The following is a 15049-nucleotide window of genomic DNA, read 5'->3' as shown; positions in this document are numbered from 1 at the left end:
CTAAAAGCCCAATTAACACGTTTTATCCTTACATCAACACCTTTTCTATCTGAATGAAAGTTTTTTGTCTTTACATCCTGATGCTCTGCGCACAACTTAGCTTTGCGCAAAAAACATTTATATTCCCTAAAATTAAAACACAAGGACCTTCTGTTGAACAGTTTACCCCTGCCGACTGGACAGTTGTCGACCAGGCTTACGGCGATTTAAACAACGATGGTTTAGCCGATTTAGCAGTAATTTTAGAGTATGATAAAGCAATTGATGAAACCCGGGTTTATGGCGACAACAGCAGCGCGATTATAAAGGAAACACAGAAACCGAGGATTTTGGCTTTATGTTTTAAAGACAAATCATCAGGAAATTATTATTTATCTACACAAAACAATGATTTTATCTTACGCTCAGAAGAAGGTGGTAAACTGGGCGACCCACTGCAAAAGATTGCGATTAAAGACCAGCAACTTTATCTCCGTTTCCAGGGAGGATCAGAGTGGCGCTGGGAATTAGGTTATACTTTTAAATTCGAGAACAAAGATTGGTTTCTAACCAGCGCCATCAATCTTTACTTTAACCAAAATACCGGAGATATGACCGAGAGGGTTTACGATTTTAAAACACGTGAATTATTTACTACTGTTGGTAATTTGCACAGAAGGGATATTGCCAATAAGAAAACCAGCGAAGTATTGTATTTTTCTCAACTGAGAACATTTAAGACTTTCAAAAAGCCATGGGCTTGGGAAATTATACCAAATGTTTATTTGTAGCGGAGCAAACCTCGCAGGTTTTCAAAACCTGCGAGGTTTATTTTAGTTCACCCCTAACAACCACTGCTTTAGGTTAAATAAACCTGATAAAGTGGAAAGCCCGGAGCGAGGAACTTGGACTGCCCCCAAAAAGTTGGACACTTTAAGAGGAGCATTTTATGAGCAGAAAAATTAAGTATAGCCTGGAATTTAAACTGGCTATCATCGGTCAGGTCTTAAGTAGAGAGAAACCTTTGGATTCAATCTCAAGGAAAAATGGTATCGAACGGCGTATGGTCTATCAGTGGGTACAGTTCTATAAACGTTTTGGCGAGGCCGGACTAATCCCCCAGTCGACAGTCTATTCATTGGAAAACAAACTTGAGGTTATCCGTTACTTTATCTCCAATAAGGTATCTTTGAGGGAGGCATGCCTTCAATTTAACATCAGATGTAACAGTGTCCTATCAAATTGGTTAAGGATATACGAATCTGCTGGCGCCGAGGGGCTGTCTGAAACAACAAGGAAAAAACATCATCCCATGAAGCCAAAGATTCCGAAAAAAGCACCTTCCATCCTGACAGATCATGAACAGGTCCTGGAAGAAAACAATCGTTTACGTGCGGAGGTCGCGTTTTTAAAAAAGTTACGGGCCTTAATCCAGAAAGAAGAATCAAAGAAAAACAAAAAGCGCTGATCATTCACGGATTAAGGAATATGTTTGACCTGTCAGTGCTTTTAGGAGTGGCCGGTATGGCGCGGAGTTCATTTTATTACTGTATAAAATGCAGTGGTACAGACGACAAGTATGGAGTGGTCAGGAACCGCCTGAATGCGCTCTACAAGCAGCATAAAGGCAGATATGGCTATAGGCGGATGCTGCTCCAGCTAAAAAAGGAAGGGCACACCATCAACCATAAGACAGTATTGAGGCTTACTGGAGAGATGGGCCTGAAAAGTGCCGTCAGGCTTAAGAGATACAGGTCGTATAAAGCAGAAGAGGGCAAAACAGTCCCCAATATACTCAATAGGGAGTTTAATGTTGACAGGCCGTTTGAAAAATGGGCAACCGATGTCACAGAATTCAATGTAACTGGCAAGAAACTGTATCTCTCTACCATAATTGATATGTTCAATGGAGAGATTATAAGTTATTCGCAATCCCTAAGGCCGGACTTCGAGCAGGTCACCGATATGCTGGACCGGGCATTGAAAAAAAAACCAGGTAATGCCAAACTCATACTGCATTCCGACCAGGGTTGGCAATACAAGATGAAGAGTTATCAGGTTATCCTGCACAAGAATGGAATTACACAGAGCATGTCCAGAAAGGGCAACTGCCTGGATAATGCTGTAATGGAAAACTTTTTTGGTACGCTAAAGTCTGAGATGTTCTACCGCAAAAAATACCTGTCGGTGGAGGAGCTGAAGGGTGATGTTGATGAGTATATTAGTTATTATAACAATAAAAGGATAAGATTGAACTTAAATGGAATGAGTCCAGTTGAATACCGGACACAAGTCTTAAATAATTAATAAGTTTGTCCAACTTTTTGGGGCAGTCCAACTCGTGAGGACTTGGAACGATAGCAGGGCTGCAAATCCGAAGTATTACAGCCGCTCATTTCCAAAATAATATTGACCACCTTAGCCACCTGAGGACATCTAAGTAGCGCGACTTACAAAGCTATCAGGTTCTATCCGGGGTATTTCTGGTTTCATCTACCTCATTGAAAGCTACGCCGTTTAAAAACACGAGAGGCTGGATAGACCCTGATCCCGATGAAAAATCGGAACAGGGTGACGGATATTATAAATTCTGCGCAATTACGAAGCCACTGGCCCAGGCCCATTGAAAGTTATAACCACCCAGCCAACCTGTAACATCTAAACATTCACCACCAAAAAACAGGTTGGGTATTCTTTTACATTCCAGGGTTTTAGAAGAGATTTCATTCGTATCTATCCCACCGCGCATCACCTCGGCTTTGTCGTAACCTTTATCGCCAGCGGGTTTAACCTTAAAATGATGGATCGTTTGTTCAATTAAATCGAGTTCTGTTTTGGTTAATGCAGCAACAGGCTTATTTAAAGGCAAAAACTTACCTAAGGCATCGGTAAACTTCTTAGTATAAATCCGGTTTAACAGCGTAGATAATAAAGTTTTACCATTGTTTTTTCTTTCTTCATCCAATAGTGCAACAATATGTTGATGTGGCAACAGATTAAGGTTAACCGTTTCACCTCTTCTCCAAAAAGAAGAGATTTGCAAAATAGCAGGTCCACTTAATCCCCAATGGGTAAAGAGGATATTCTCTTCGAACGAAATTTCATCGTTGCTAACTTCGCAAAAAACAGAATTGCCCGAAAGCTGGGCAAACCACTCTTCATCCTTACCAGTAATGGTTAAGGGAACCAAAGCCGGAGCAGTTTCAATTATTTTTAGATCATTTTTTCTGGCGAAACGTAAAGCAAAATCGGTAGCGCCCATTTTTGGGATAGGCAAGCCTCCGGTGGCAACCACCAGCTTTTCAGCGCTAATGATTACCTTTCTACCATTTTTCTCGTAAGTTACTTTAAAGCCTTCAGGCAGTATTTCAATGTCCTTTACATCGGCATTACACCTGATTTCTTGTCCGAAATCTTCGCAAATGGAAGTAAAAACCTGAACAACATCTTTCGCATTTTTATCATCAGGAAATAATTGACCCAAAGTTTTTTCTTTGCCTGCTATGCCATAAGTCTCGAAAAAGCCAATGGTATCGTCAACCGTCCACTGGGTAAAGGTCGATTTTACAAAATGTGGATTGGCAGATATAAACTGCTCAGCTGATGTGAATTGATTGGTATAATTGCAGCGGCCGCCACCAGAAATTAAAATTTTGGCCCCAGGTTTTTCGTTTTTCTCAAGCACAATTACTTTCTTACCCAAATAGCCTGCCTGCACGGCACACATCAATCCGCAGGCACCTGCACCAATAATTATTGCATCAGCATTCATCAATAAAATTTATTATGGTTACTTTTGCACAAAAGTAGCATTATTTTCAAGCGCATGGCAAAACAGATTAGCGAATTAAAATTAGGTATTTTAGGTGGCGGACAATTGGGTAGAATGCTCATTCAACAAGCAATCAATTACAATGTAACTACATTAGTTTTAGACCCTGATCCTGATGCTCCCTGCAAACACATTTCAAATTATTTCGAAAATGGCTCAATTACCGATTTTGACACCGTTTACAACTTTGGAAAGAAAGCTGATATTATTACCATTGAAATTGAAAAGGTAAATATTGATGCGCTTGAGCAATTGGAAAAAGAAGGTAAAAAGGTTTTTCCGCAATCAAGGGTAATCCGTTTAATTCAGGATAAAGGCGTACAGAAACAGTTTTTCAAAGAAAATGACATTCCTACCTCCCCTTTTCAGATTGTAAATACCAAGGAAGATATGGAGAACAGTCCTTTCCATTTTCCATACATTTTGAAATTGAGGAAAGATGGTTATGATGGTAAAGGCGTAATGAAAATCAACAATGCCACCGATCTTGAGAATGCTTTTGATGCGCCTTGTATTATTGAAAAACTGGTCGATTTTGATAAAGAAGTTGCGGTAATTGTAGCCCGTAATGCCAATGGCGATATGAAAACCTTCCCAATGGTTGAGATGGAATTTAATCCTGAAGCCAACCTGGTAGAATTTTTAATTTCCCCTTCAACTTTTGCTGAAAGTTTGCAGCAAAAAGCCGAAAATATTGCCAAAAACATAGCTTCTGCGATGAATATTACCGGAATCTTAGCGGTTGAGATGTTTGTTTGCAAAGATGGAGAGTTATTGGTTAATGAGGTAGCCCCTCGTCCGCACAATAGCGGTCATCAGACTATTGAAGGTAACTATGTTTCTCAATTTGAACAGCATTTACGCTCAATTTATAACTTACCATTAGGCGATACCAGTAGCATTACCAATGCCATTATGATTAATCTACTTGGAGAAAAAGGTTTTGAAGGTGTAGCCAAATATGAAAATCTGGAAAAAATATTAGCTATCGATGGTGTTTATGTTCACCTATATGGCAAAAAATACACTAAACCTTTCCGCAAGATGGGGCATGTAACCATTGTAGATATTGACAGGGAAAAAGCAATCGAAAAAGCAAGGTTTGTACAAAAAACATTGAAGGTAATCGCATAAGCCTCTAGCCCCCTAAAGGGAGAACTAATAGCGAGGTGGAAATACAAAATTTTAAAAGAAGTTAAAAAAGAAATAGATATGAGTCAAGGAAATTCAAATTCGGCATTAGTAGGCATTATAATGGGTAGCAAATCAGATTTACCTGTAATGCAAGATGCTGCTGATGTATTAAAAGAATTTGGAATAAACTATGAAATTACGGTTGTTTCTGCGCACAGAACACCAGAACGCATGTTTAATTACGCTAAAGAAGCACAAGGCCGTGGTTTAAAAGTGATTATTGCAGGAGCTGGCGGTGCTGCTCACCTACCTGGGATGGTGGCTTCTATCACTACTTTACCCGTAATCGGTGTTCCGGTTAAATCATCAAACTCTATTGATGGCTGGGACAGTATTTTATCGATTTTACAAATGCCGAATGGTATTCCGGTTGCCACAGTTGCCTTAAATGCTGCTAAAAATGCAGGTTTATTAGCTACTCAAATCTTAGCAACTGCTGATGAATCTTTAACAGTTAAAATGCAGGCTTATAAAGATGAGTTGAGAAGAAAAGTTGAAGAAAGCGCAGAAACAATGTAATAAAGTACTAAGACAAATTCTTAAAAAGAGGCGTCATTCCCGCGCAGGCGGGAATCTTAAAGCTTATTGCATTACGATTCCCAATCAAGTTGGGAATGACGCTCCGCCTAACCCTCCAAACTAATTCAAACTAGGATCTACCGGAAAATTACTAATGTGTGCATATTTCGGGCCTAGGTTTACAATTACATCCCGCCAAAGTTTTTCATCATCATTACTAAAAATGAGATAAGGGTTAAAGGTGTCGCTCACCATCCAGGCATTCTGCTCTATTTCACGATCAAGTTGTCCATGATCCCAACCTGAATACCCCATAAAAAACTTCACCTCCTCCTGGCTTATGGCATTGGTATTTAACAGGATTTTAAGGGTTTCAAAATTACCTCCCCAATACAATCCATTCCCAATTGGCTCCCCACTCTGTAATTTATCGTAACACCTATGAATAAAATGCAAAGTATCTGCAGCAACAGGTCCGCCGAAATAAATGTAATTTTTTGCATCCCATAAGTCCTGAATTACGTCGTTCAACATCAGATTCCCTACCTGGTTAAGAATGTAACCTACTGTTCCATCATCACCATGTTCGGTTAACAACACAACGGATCTTTTAAAATTCGGATCGGCCATAAATGGTTCTGAGATGAGCAAGCGGCCAGTTTTTGGTTTTATATTGTTCAGCATGATGATAATCATTTGTTACACCGTAAAAGATGCCTATTTTTGTTAAATGCAAGTTACAAATGAATTTCTACAAAACCTGCGCCAAGATTACAAAAGCGCTTCGCTGGACGAATCTGACGTTGACCAAGATCCGATTGTCCAGTTTCAAAAATGGTTTCAACACGCAGTTGATGCCCAGATATATGAGCCTAATGTAATGACTTTAGCTACGGCTGATAAAGCTGGCCGGCCAGATGCCCGTATTGTGCTGTTAAAAGGGGTTGATGGAGACGGTTTCAGGTTTTTTACCAATTACCTGAGTGCCAAAGGAAAAGAACTAAAACGCAATCCTTATGCAGCTTTGGTGTTTTTCTGGCCGGAGCTTGAAAGACAGGTGAGAATTGAAGGAACAGTAGAAAAATTGGATAAAGAAACATCGGAAGCCTATTTCAACACCAGACCGATTGCCAGTCAGATTGGAGCGGTAGTTTCACCACAAAGCCAGATTATTCCGGACAGGACATTTTTGGAAGAAAAAGTTGAAGAGCTTAAAGCTAAAAGTTCCGATAAAAGCATTGCGAAACCGGCACACTGGGGAGGTTATATTGTAAAACCGACAAGAATAGAGTTTTGGCAAGGAAGAAGAAGCAGGTTACACGATAGGATAAATTTCGAAAAGGCTAATGGAATCTGGACTAAAACCAGGTTAGCACCATAAGGTTGTTTATAAAAATCAAAATAGATCGGCTTTACAGCAAGATCTTTATTTCAACTAATCGTTTACTCGTAAATTCTCTTTTTTCTAATCTCATAAAGGATGAAACAAATCGCAGTTATAGGGTCCGGTACAATGGGAAATGGCATTGCTCATACCTTTGCACAGTTCAATTATAAAGTCAATCTGATTGATATCAATCAAACTGCATTGGATAAGGCTATACAAACCATTACCAAAAATTTAGACAGGCAGGTTGCCAAAGGAACCTTAACAGAAGATCAGAAAGCGGTCACTCTGAATAACATCTCTACCTCCACATCAATTAAGGATGGTGTTCAAAGTTCTGATTTAATTGTAGAAGCCGCTACCGAAAATGTAGACTTAAAATTGAAAATTTTTAAGGATTTAGATGAGTATGCGCCCGCACATGCTATTCTCGCTTCCAATACTTCCTCTATTTCCATTACACAAATTGCTGCCGTAACTGGAAGAGGTGATCAGGTAATCGGAATGCACTTTATGAACCCTGTTCCGGTAATGAAGTTATTAGAAGTAATAAGAGGTTATGCCACCAGTGATGAAACAACCAGTACCATTATGTCGTTATCGCAAAGTTTGGGAAAGATTCCTGTTGAGGTAAATGATTATCCGGGTTTTGTGGCTAACCGCATTTTAATGCCCATGATTAATGAGGCCATTTACACCCTGTACGAAGGCGTAGCTGGTGTGTATGAGATTGATACCGTAATGAAATTAGGGATGGCTCATCCAATGGGTCCATTGCAATTGGCCGATTTCATCGGTTTGGACGTCTGTTTGGCTATTTTAAAAGTATTGAACGATGGTTTTGGTAATCCAAAATACGCTCCATGCCCTTTACTGGTAAATATGGTTGCCGCAGGTAAAAAAGGAGCCAAAAGCGGCGAAGGCTTTTATCAATATATCGCGGGATCAAAAGAACTAGTCATTTCTGATAAATTTAAAAAATCCTAATTTTTTTAGCATTTAATTTTATATTTGCCGTATGAATGAGAACCTGGATCCTGAAGCAAGCAACCTTACCCCTACCGATCGCGATATTGAAAGGGTTTTGAGGCCACAGGCTTTTGAAGATTTTACGGGGCAGGAAAAAGTGATGGAAAACCTGAAGATTTTTGTTCAGGCGGCGAAACTCCGTGGCGAGGCTTTAGATCATGTTCTTTTGCATGGTCCTCCCGGATTAGGCAAAACCACTCTTTCTCATATCATTGCCAATGAAATGGCTACCGGTATCAAAGTAACCTCTGGTCCGGTATTGGATAAACCTGGCGACCTCGCTGGTTTATTAACTGGCCTTGATGAAGGCGATATCCTTTTTATTGATGAGATCCATCGTTTATCTCCGCTTGTGGAAGAATACCTGTATTCTGCCATGGAAGATTTTAAAATTGATATTATGCTCGAAACTGGTCCGAATGCCCGTTCGGTACAGATATCGCTTAATCCTTTTACGTTGGTTGGCGCCACTACGCGTTCGGGCCTGCTAACTGCGCCTTTAAGAGCCCGTTTCGGAATTAATGCCCGTTTGGCTTACTACGATGCTAAGTTACTCACTACAATTGTGCTACGCTCTTCTGATATATTAAAAACACCTATAAGTGACGAAGGTGCCTATGAAATTGCCCGCCGTAGCCGTGGCACGCCCCGTATAGCAAATGCACTTTTACGAAGAACAAGAGATTTTGCGCAGATTAAGGGAAATGGAAATATCGATACCGAAATAGCCCGCTATGCCTTAAATGCACTAAATGTGGATGAACATGGCTTAGATGAGATGGATAACAGGATTCTGGTTACCATTATCGACAAATTTAAGGGTGGTCCGGTAGGTTTAAAAACCATTGCGACGGCTGTTGGAGAAGATGAAGGTACTATTGAGGAAGTTTATGAACCGTTTTTAATCCAGGAAGGATATATCATGCGTACTTCACGCGGTAGAGAGGTTACCGAAGCGGCTTACAAGCACTTAAAGAAAAATTATCCAGGCCAAACCGGGAAGTTGTTTTAATGCTATATACTGTTTCCCGCAGATCCAAATGATAAAAAACACAGATCATCACAGATAGCGCACGTAGCCTACAGATCAAAAAAAATCATTTTAAATCTGCGGGCTTGATCTGCTAAATCTGTGTGAAAAGTGCCACAAGGTTGTTAAAGATCTAAACGATAAGCTTTTCTGAAAATACTATCAGCAATATTATCAGTATTAAAATTGACTAATAATCCCAATTTATAACCCGATAACTTTAAATAAGTAAGCAATTGTTTATGATGAACATTCATAATAAACTCCACTGATTTTAATTCAACGACCACCTTTTTTTCTACTAAAAGATCTAATCTATATCCAACATCAACGGTAATTTCCTCATAGTGCATGGGCAATGAAACCTGTCTTTGCACAAATAACCCTGCCTTTTCTATTTCATATTTTAAGGCGGCTTCATAAGCAGATTCGAGTAAGCCCGGTCCAAGCGTATTATAAACTCTAAAAATACTTCCTCGAATGATATATGATACTTCATTTTCCGTCATTACTTAAATTTAATAATTTATTCCAGAAAAGAATACTCAAAAATACAACCTCACAACCTATTAACATTTTCAAGAAAACATTAACGCAGCTTTTGTGTTCAATAGCTACAAATCAAACATTATGAATATTGAATTACGTAAACTAACGCTCGAAGATTACGAAGATCTTAAAGAATCAATGCTACAAGCCTACGACAGTATGGGTGGTTCCATCTGGCCGAAATCGAGTATTGCGAAACTTTTAAATATTTTCCCTGAAGGACAGCTCTGTATCGCAGTTGATGATACAGTTGTGGCCTGTTCATTGGCTATTATAGTAGAATACGACGAATATGGCGATCGGCACACCTATAAATTAATCACAGGTGATTATTCTTTTACAACACACGATCCAAATGGCGATACCCTGTACGGCATCGAAATTTTCGTTCACCCCGATTACCGGGGCCTGCGTTTAGGCAGAAGATTATACGAAGCCAGGAAAGAACTCTGTGAAAGCCTTAACCTCAAAAGCATTATTGCCGGCGGAAGAATTCCTGGTTACCATGAGTATGCAGAGAAGTTAAGCCCGAGACAATATATAGATAAGGTAAAGGCAAAAGAGATCTACGATCCTACATTAACTTTTCAGATTTCGAATGATTTTCACGTCAGAAAAGTATTAAAGAATTATCTACCAGGGGATAAAGAATCAAAAGAATATGCCACCTTAATTGAGTGGAATAATATTTATTACCAGGGTATTGATGCCTCGGCTCGTTCGGCGATGACCATTCGATTAGGTTTAGTACAATGGGAAATGCGTTTGTTCCCAAATATGGAAGCATTTTACGAACAGGTAGAATTTTTTGTTGATGCTTTGAGCGGTTACAAATCAGATTTTGTGATGTTCCCCGAGCTGTTTAATACGCCCCTGCTGCAACCATACAATCACTTACCAGAAATTGAGGCGATGCGCAAGCTTGCCGAAAAAACGAAAGAGATTGTACAAAAAATGCATGAATATTCATTGAGCTACAATACAAACATCATTACCGGGAGTATGCCGCTTATTGAGGATGGTAAACTATATAATGCTACTTACCTTTGTCACCGTACTGGCAAAATAGATGAGTATAGAAAAATCCACATCACACCAAATGAGCAAAAATATTACGGCATGATTGGTGGCGATAAGGTGCAGGTTTTTGATACTGATTGTGGTAAAGTAGGCATTTTGATTTGTTATGATGTAGAATTCCCTGAATTAAGCCGCATTTATGCCGAGCAGGGCATGCAGATTTTATTTGTACCATTTTTAACCGATACACAGAACGGTTATACCCGTGTTCGCCACTGCGCGCAGGCAAGGGCAATAGAAAACGAATGTTACGTTGCCATTGCAGGTTGTGTAGGTAATTTACCGAAGGTGAATAATATGGATATTCAGTTTGCTCAATCAGCAGTGTTTACTCCGTCCGATTTCGCCTTTCCAACCAACGCGATTAAAGCAGAGGCAACGCCAAATACCGAAATGGTGCTGGTAGTAGACGTTGACTTACATTTGTTAGATGAACTACATCATTACGGAACGGTAAAAGTGCTAAAAGACAGGCGGAAAGATCTTTACCAGGTTAAACTTTTAAAATAATTACAATATAAAAAATGCCGGTCAAATTAATGTACCGGCATTTCATTTTTAATCTAAAGCTAATTATTTTCTCATCACAAACCAGATAATTAGTCCAATGATAACCGCTATGGGCAATACCCATTTCAGGGCTTGTCCTGCGCCGTTTTCATCTTTCTCGGTAACCGCTGGTTTTGCCGGTCCCGGATCTTCTTTATGACTTTCGTAATCTTTTTCAATCGGTTTAGGAGCTGCTCCTGATTCCGTATGTTGTGGATCGATGTTTTCCATGTCTTATCTTTAAAAGCCCTTCCTTATAGCTGAAATCCAGATCAGGACGAACCATAATTAATTAATTTAGTTTCTATGATTAGAACAAGTGATTAATGAAAATGTTTTAATTCCTAAGCCTTATCTTTGCAGACCGGTGTATAACAATTATGCGAAATATAGCCAATTGATCAAAGATGAAGCCCTGCGTTTGGGTTTTATGGCCTGTGGTATTTCCAAAGCTGAATTTCTTGAAGAGGAAGCACCCAGACTCGAAAACTGGCTCAACCAGAACCGTCATGGAGAAATGAAATACATGGAAAATTATTTCGATAAACGCCTCGATCCCAGATTACTGGTTGATGGCGCTAAATCTGTAATTTCCTTGTCGCTAAATTATTATACCGAAGAAAAACAATCTGATCCCAATGCGCCAAAAATTTCTAAGTATGCTTACGGACAGGATTACCACACCGTAATCAAAGAAAAATTAAAAGAACTGACTTATTTTATAGAAGAAAATATTGGAGAAGTTTCTGGAAGAGCATTTGTTGATTCTGCCCCGGTTTTAGACCGTGCCTGGGCAAAAAAATCGGGAATTGGCTGGATTGGTAAAAATTCTAACCTGATCAGTAAAACCGATGGTTCTTTTTTCTTCCTTGCTGAATTGATTGTTGATCTGGAATTGGGTTACGATCATCCATACCAGGCCGATTACTGTGGAAGCTGCACCCGATGTTTAGATGCCTGCCCTACTGATGCCATTATTGCACCACAGGTTGTAGATGGAACGAAATGCATCTCCTACCTCACCATTGAGCTCAAAAATGAGATCCCAAATGAGTTTAAAGATAAAATGAGCAACTGGATGTTTGGCTGCGATATCTGTCAGGATGTTTGCCCATGGAACCGTTTCTCTAAAGCACACAATGAAGAAGCCTTTAAGCCTGAGAATGGCTTACTGGATTTGAACGCAAAAGACCTGACCGAAATTACAGATGATGTTTTTAGAAAGGTTTTTAAAGGCTCGGCAGTTAAACGCACCAAATTTACCGGACTAAAAAGAAATATCAATTTTCTGAAACCAGAAAATTAGTTTGATATTAAAAGTTCTATCTGATCAATCCAAACTGCCTTACGATCGTAAGTTTTATTAAAATTATCCAGTATAATTTTTTTGTCATAAACAGCCATTTTTTCAATCCGTTTAATTCCATTTATAAAAACAGATACCGGTTTACTTACATCAATCATTTCTGGTGATAGAAAGATGGTCAGCGATTTAACCCGTGATGTTTCTATATGAAATTCATTATTGCTAAAAGTAGCCCTGACTGCAGCCGATTTTCTTGGAAAGTTAAATGCTTTAAATAATGTATCGGTTGTAATAACTGTATCTTTTGATTCATCATAGTCAACCACTTTATATATATCGAAATTTATTCTTTTGTGCCAGTTTGCCTGTTTATTGGCCGTATCCAATGCAGTAATCTGGATCCAATCTGTTTTACCATATTTCACATCATCGCATTCCCAATAAATGGATTTTTGAAATGGATTTCTGCTTCTGCTTTTTAAATCCTTAAATAATAACTGGTAAGCAGGCTCAGATTCATCAAATTGCGGAAACCAGTGAGGCCACCCGTTATATCGGTGATCCTGATAATCTGCCCCCATTTTTTTCATTATTACATTTAAAGAATCATTTGCATCTGGTGGAAAGTAGTAATCTTCATCCGTAGACACATTAAAAAACGATCTGTTTAAAATATTGCGCACAAATGTACCTCCGGTTCTAACTCTTGGCTGCGTATTAAATCCATAAAAGCCGGCAAAGGGACTTTGTTGCTTCATTAAATAAGAAAAAGAACCTGTTGCTCCATTTGAATGCCCGGTGATAAAAACTTTATCATCATCTACATTGATAGATTTTTTAATTTCCCTTAGCATTGCTGGTACCATGAAGAAACCATCATCAGGTTTCATCCAGTTAAATTTCTTTGAACCTTTTGGATAAACCATTATTACCTCATTTACAGCAGCATATTTAGTATAATATCTGTTCCAGCCATCCATAACCCAGGATGCATTTTGAAAACTCGAAAGGCTATTACCACTTACCGCTCCATGAAGAAAAAACAATACAGGGTAGCTTTTTTTAGGATTATAGCGTGATGGTAAACTAACATAATATGAGGTAATTAAGCTATCTGTCACTTTAAATTCTATGGAATAACCAATGTCCTTTTTTGCCTGATAGGCATTGAACGATTTAATCTCCTGATATACTTGTTTGCCATTCTTAGCTTTAAAATAAGTATCCTGTTTTAAGGGGCCAGCCTGGAATTCGTCCTGCCGATCGTGCAGCTTTTTAAAAAAAGTCGCCTTCATCTTTTGAGCTTTCGCCAATACGACCGGCCATCTGCCATCATTAAAAAGATTTTTATATTCATTTTGAGGATATTCAAAAGTTAAATAATCCCATGTAGTTCTTTCATCATTATTGAGCGCCAGTAAATGATTTAGATATTCGATTGCATCATTATTATCTTTAAGTTCTGAAGCTAAAACAGATGCTTTATAAAGAGACTGGTCGCTTACCTCTTTTGGGAATAGTATAAATGCCTTTTTGTATAAGTTTAGAGATTTCCTATAATCTACAGTATCCTTTGCATCCGACATCAGGTTTAATGCACTATCGGTTAACTTGGTATAGGTTTGGGCATTTAGTTTTAAAACAATACTTAAAAATAAAAACAAGATCACAATTTTCTTCATTACCATTGATTTAGATCCTCAAATTTAAGAGAGAATTGAATGCTATAATTGTAAAATTGGGACATTTGGCTAACTGCTAAACTTCCAGAAGGTATCTTCTTTACCGATAATCTTTCCATCATTAAAAAACCTGGCCGGCGCAACACCTGTGAGCAATTTGCAAGCTTTAATAAAATGAGATTGATCGGTATAATTTGCCTGATGAGAAAGATCAGATAGATTCTGATCATTGTTACTACTTAACTTATTCGACATTAATTCTCTAAAACGCACAATCGACCTGTATTTCTGTGGACTGATATTAAGATATTTATGAAATAAGCGGTTTAAATGTTTTCTGCTGATGCCTAGTTTATTTTCAGCAATCAAATCAATTGAAATATCATTAACATTATCGCGAAATAAGTCTATTGCTTTTTCGATGTATAAGTTCTCAACTTTAGTATATCTCTTAATAAGCGAATGATCAATTAAAGTAACAAGTTTTTCAATATTATTTGTTCCGAATAACTGCTTAATTTCTTCCTCCTCAAAAAACGAAAAATTTTGATCGAATGCCAATAATGATGAACCATTTAAAAATTGATTAATTCCAAAGGGGTTAAAAACAATGGCTATTTTACAAACAGCTCCAGTTTGCGTAACCTTTAATGGCCGTTCTCTGATCGGGGTATAAATTTGAAGAGGTTCCGACTCAATATCGAATTCCAAAATGGAATGGTCTGGTTCGTATTTAAAACGATGACTGCTGTATAACGAGATGGTATTGTTATAATGAGGGTAACAGATATACTCATTTTCCTCATATTGATCATCGGTGATGTGTAGGTAATAATAACTTACATATTTCCTTATTAGTTCACTTTCTGGCTTAAAAGTTTCGAATATACGCATTAAACAAGCTCATTAAATA

General features: G+C 38.4%; 14 protein-coding genes and 1 pseudogene. 9 read left to right on the top strand and 6 right to left on the bottom strand.

Annotated features, from left to right (window positions below; all coding sequences use genetic code 11):
* Positions 1-53: 53 nt before the first annotated feature.
* Both KYH19_RS07150 and KYH19_RS07145 read left to right on the top strand, forming a co-directional pair.
* Positions 54-770 carry a hypothetical protein gene (locus KYH19_RS07150; RefSeq protein WP_219078132.1) on the top strand — a complete coding sequence of 239 codons (717 nt, stop codon included), beginning with the start codon at positions 54-56 and terminating at the stop codon, positions 768-770.
* Between the two features lie 158 nt (positions 771-928).
* Positions 929-2286 (top strand): annotated as a pseudogene (locus KYH19_RS07145) (IS3 family transposase).
* Between the two features lie 274 nt (positions 2287-2560).
* Here KYH19_RS07145 and KYH19_RS07140 read toward each other — a convergent pair.
* Positions 2561-3751 (bottom strand): NAD(P)/FAD-dependent oxidoreductase, encoded by a 1191-nt coding sequence (locus KYH19_RS07140; RefSeq protein WP_219078131.1) that lies wholly within the window; start codon positions 3749-3751, stop codon positions 2561-2563.
* Positions 3752-3805: 54 nt separating this feature from the next.
* Here KYH19_RS07140 and KYH19_RS07135 point away from each other — a divergent pair, with 54 nt between their 5' ends.
* Together KYH19_RS07135 and purE are read left to right on the top strand one after the other, a co-directional pair.
* A complete protein-coding gene (locus KYH19_RS07135) occupies positions 3806-4945 on the top strand; it encodes a 5-(carboxyamino)imidazole ribonucleotide synthase (protein ID WP_219078130.1) in 1140 nt (379 codons plus the stop codon).
* A 78-nt stretch (positions 4946-5023) separates the two neighbouring features.
* Entirely contained in the window at positions 5024-5524 is a 501-nt protein-coding gene (gene purE / locus KYH19_RS07130; RefSeq protein ID WP_132397306.1) for a 5-(carboxyamino)imidazole ribonucleotide mutase, read from the top strand.
* A gap of 120 nt (positions 5525-5644) precedes the next feature.
* On the opposite strand, the gene KYH19_RS07125 is transcribed toward purE, so the two are convergent.
* Positions 5645-6208, bottom strand: a complete 564-nt coding sequence (locus KYH19_RS07125) for a YqgE/AlgH family protein (RefSeq protein ID WP_219078129.1) — start codon at positions 6206-6208, stop codon at positions 5645-5647.
* A gap of 46 nt (positions 6209-6254) precedes the next feature.
* Here KYH19_RS07125 and pdxH point away from each other — a divergent pair, with 46 nt between their 5' ends.
* The 3 genes from pdxH to ruvB all read left to right on the top strand — a co-directional run bounded on the left by pdxH (position 6255) and on the right by ruvB (position 8952).
* Positions 6255-6905, top strand: a complete 651-nt coding sequence (pdxH, locus tag KYH19_RS07120) for a pyridoxamine 5'-phosphate oxidase (protein ID WP_132397310.1) — start codon at positions 6255-6257, stop codon at positions 6903-6905.
* A 99-nt stretch (positions 6906-7004) separates the two neighbouring features.
* On the top strand, positions 7005-7898 hold the full coding sequence (locus KYH19_RS07115; protein ID WP_219078128.1) for a 3-hydroxyacyl-CoA dehydrogenase family protein: 894 nt from the start codon (positions 7005-7007) through the stop codon (positions 7896-7898).
* Between the two features lie 31 nt (positions 7899-7929).
* Positions 7930-8952 carry a Holliday junction branch migration DNA helicase RuvB gene (gene ruvB / locus KYH19_RS07110; RefSeq protein WP_121283333.1) on the top strand — a complete coding sequence of 341 codons (1023 nt, stop codon included), beginning with the start codon at positions 7930-7932 and terminating at the stop codon, positions 8950-8952.
* Positions 8953-9095: 143 nt separating this feature from the next.
* On the opposite strand, the gene KYH19_RS07105 is transcribed toward ruvB, so the two are convergent.
* Complete coding sequence (locus KYH19_RS07105; protein WP_132397314.1) at positions 9096-9479, bottom strand: GxxExxY protein; 384 nt, start codon at positions 9477-9479, stop codon at positions 9096-9098.
* A 121-nt stretch (positions 9480-9600) separates the two neighbouring features.
* Between KYH19_RS07105 and KYH19_RS07100 the strand changes: the two genes are divergently transcribed.
* The gene (locus KYH19_RS07100; protein ID WP_219078127.1) at positions 9601-11109 is read left to right on the top strand and encodes a bifunctional GNAT family N-acetyltransferase/carbon-nitrogen hydrolase family protein; all 1509 of its coding nucleotides are present in this window, start codon (positions 9601-9603) and stop codon (positions 11107-11109) included.
* Positions 11110-11172: 63 nt separating this feature from the next.
* On the opposite strand, the gene KYH19_RS07095 is transcribed toward KYH19_RS07100, so the two are convergent.
* The gene (locus KYH19_RS07095; protein WP_132397318.1) at positions 11173-11379 is read right to left on the bottom strand and encodes a hypothetical protein; all 207 of its coding nucleotides are present in this window, start codon (positions 11377-11379) and stop codon (positions 11173-11175) included.
* Positions 11380-11515: 136 nt separating this feature from the next.
* Here KYH19_RS07095 and queG point away from each other — a divergent pair, with 136 nt between their 5' ends.
* Positions 11516-12454, top strand: a complete 939-nt coding sequence (gene queG, locus KYH19_RS07090; protein ID WP_193424403.1) for a tRNA epoxyqueuosine(34) reductase QueG — start codon at positions 11516-11518, stop codon at positions 12452-12454.
* Here queG and KYH19_RS07085 read toward each other — a convergent pair.
* Both KYH19_RS07085 and KYH19_RS07080 read right to left on the bottom strand, forming a co-directional pair.
* Positions 12451-14136, bottom strand: a complete 1686-nt coding sequence (locus tag KYH19_RS07085; RefSeq protein WP_219078126.1) for an alpha/beta hydrolase-fold protein — start codon at positions 14134-14136, stop codon at positions 12451-12453. The genes queG and KYH19_RS07085 overlap by 4 nt on opposite strands.
* A gap of 69 nt (positions 14137-14205) precedes the next feature.
* Positions 14206-15030, bottom strand: coding sequence for an AraC family transcriptional regulator (locus tag KYH19_RS07080; protein ID WP_219078125.1), 825 nt, complete (start codon positions 15028-15030; stop codon positions 14206-14208).
* Positions 15031-15049 lie beyond the last annotated feature (19 nt).

Source organism: Pedobacter sp. D749, assembly GCF_019317285.1.
GTDB lineage: Bacteria > Bacteroidota > Bacteroidia > Sphingobacteriales > Sphingobacteriaceae > Pedobacter.
Note: the sequence above shows the minus strand (reverse complement) of the source record. Positions and strands in the feature narration are given on the sequence as shown.

What these genes read in the sequence shown, in the direction of transcription:
- KYH19_RS07150 (WP_219078132.1), top strand. Translation starts at nt 54, where the DNA reads ATGAAAGTTTTTTGTCTTTACATCCTGATGCTCTGCGCACAACTTAGC.
- KYH19_RS07140 (WP_219078131.1), bottom strand. Translation starts at nt 3,751, where the DNA reads ATGAATGCTGATGCAATAATTATTGGTGCAGGTGCCTGCGGATTGATG.
- KYH19_RS07135 (WP_219078130.1), top strand. Translation starts at nt 3,806, where the DNA reads ATGGCAAAACAGATTAGCGAATTAAAATTAGGTATTTTAGGTGGCGGA.
- purE (WP_132397306.1), top strand. Translation starts at nt 5,024, where the DNA reads ATGAGTCAAGGAAATTCAAATTCGGCATTAGTAGGCATTATAATGGGT.
- KYH19_RS07125 (WP_219078129.1), bottom strand. Translation starts at nt 6,208, where the DNA reads ATGCTGAACAATATAAAACCAAAAACTGGCCGCTTGCTCATCTCAGAA.
- pdxH (WP_132397310.1), top strand. Translation starts at nt 6,255, where the DNA reads ATGCAAGTTACAAATGAATTTCTACAAAACCTGCGCCAAGATTACAAA.
- KYH19_RS07115 (WP_219078128.1), top strand. Translation starts at nt 7,005, where the DNA reads ATGAAACAAATCGCAGTTATAGGGTCCGGTACAATGGGAAATGGCATT.
- ruvB (WP_121283333.1), top strand. Translation starts at nt 7,930, where the DNA reads ATGAATGAGAACCTGGATCCTGAAGCAAGCAACCTTACCCCTACCGAT.
- KYH19_RS07105 (WP_132397314.1), bottom strand. Translation starts at nt 9,479, where the DNA reads ATGACGGAAAATGAAGTATCATATATCATTCGAGGAAGTATTTTTAGA.
- KYH19_RS07100 (WP_219078127.1), top strand. Translation starts at nt 9,601, where the DNA reads ATGAATATTGAATTACGTAAACTAACGCTCGAAGATTACGAAGATCTT.
- KYH19_RS07095 (WP_132397318.1), bottom strand. Translation starts at nt 11,379, where the DNA reads ATGGAAAACATCGATCCACAACATACGGAATCAGGAGCAGCTCCTAAA.
- KYH19_RS07085 (WP_219078126.1), bottom strand. Translation starts at nt 14,136, where the DNA reads ATGAAGAAAATTGTGATCTTGTTTTTATTTTTAAGTATTGTTTTAAAA.
- KYH19_RS07080 (WP_219078125.1), bottom strand. Translation starts at nt 15,030, where the DNA reads ATGCGTATATTCGAAACTTTTAAGCCAGAAAGTGAACTAATAAGGAAA.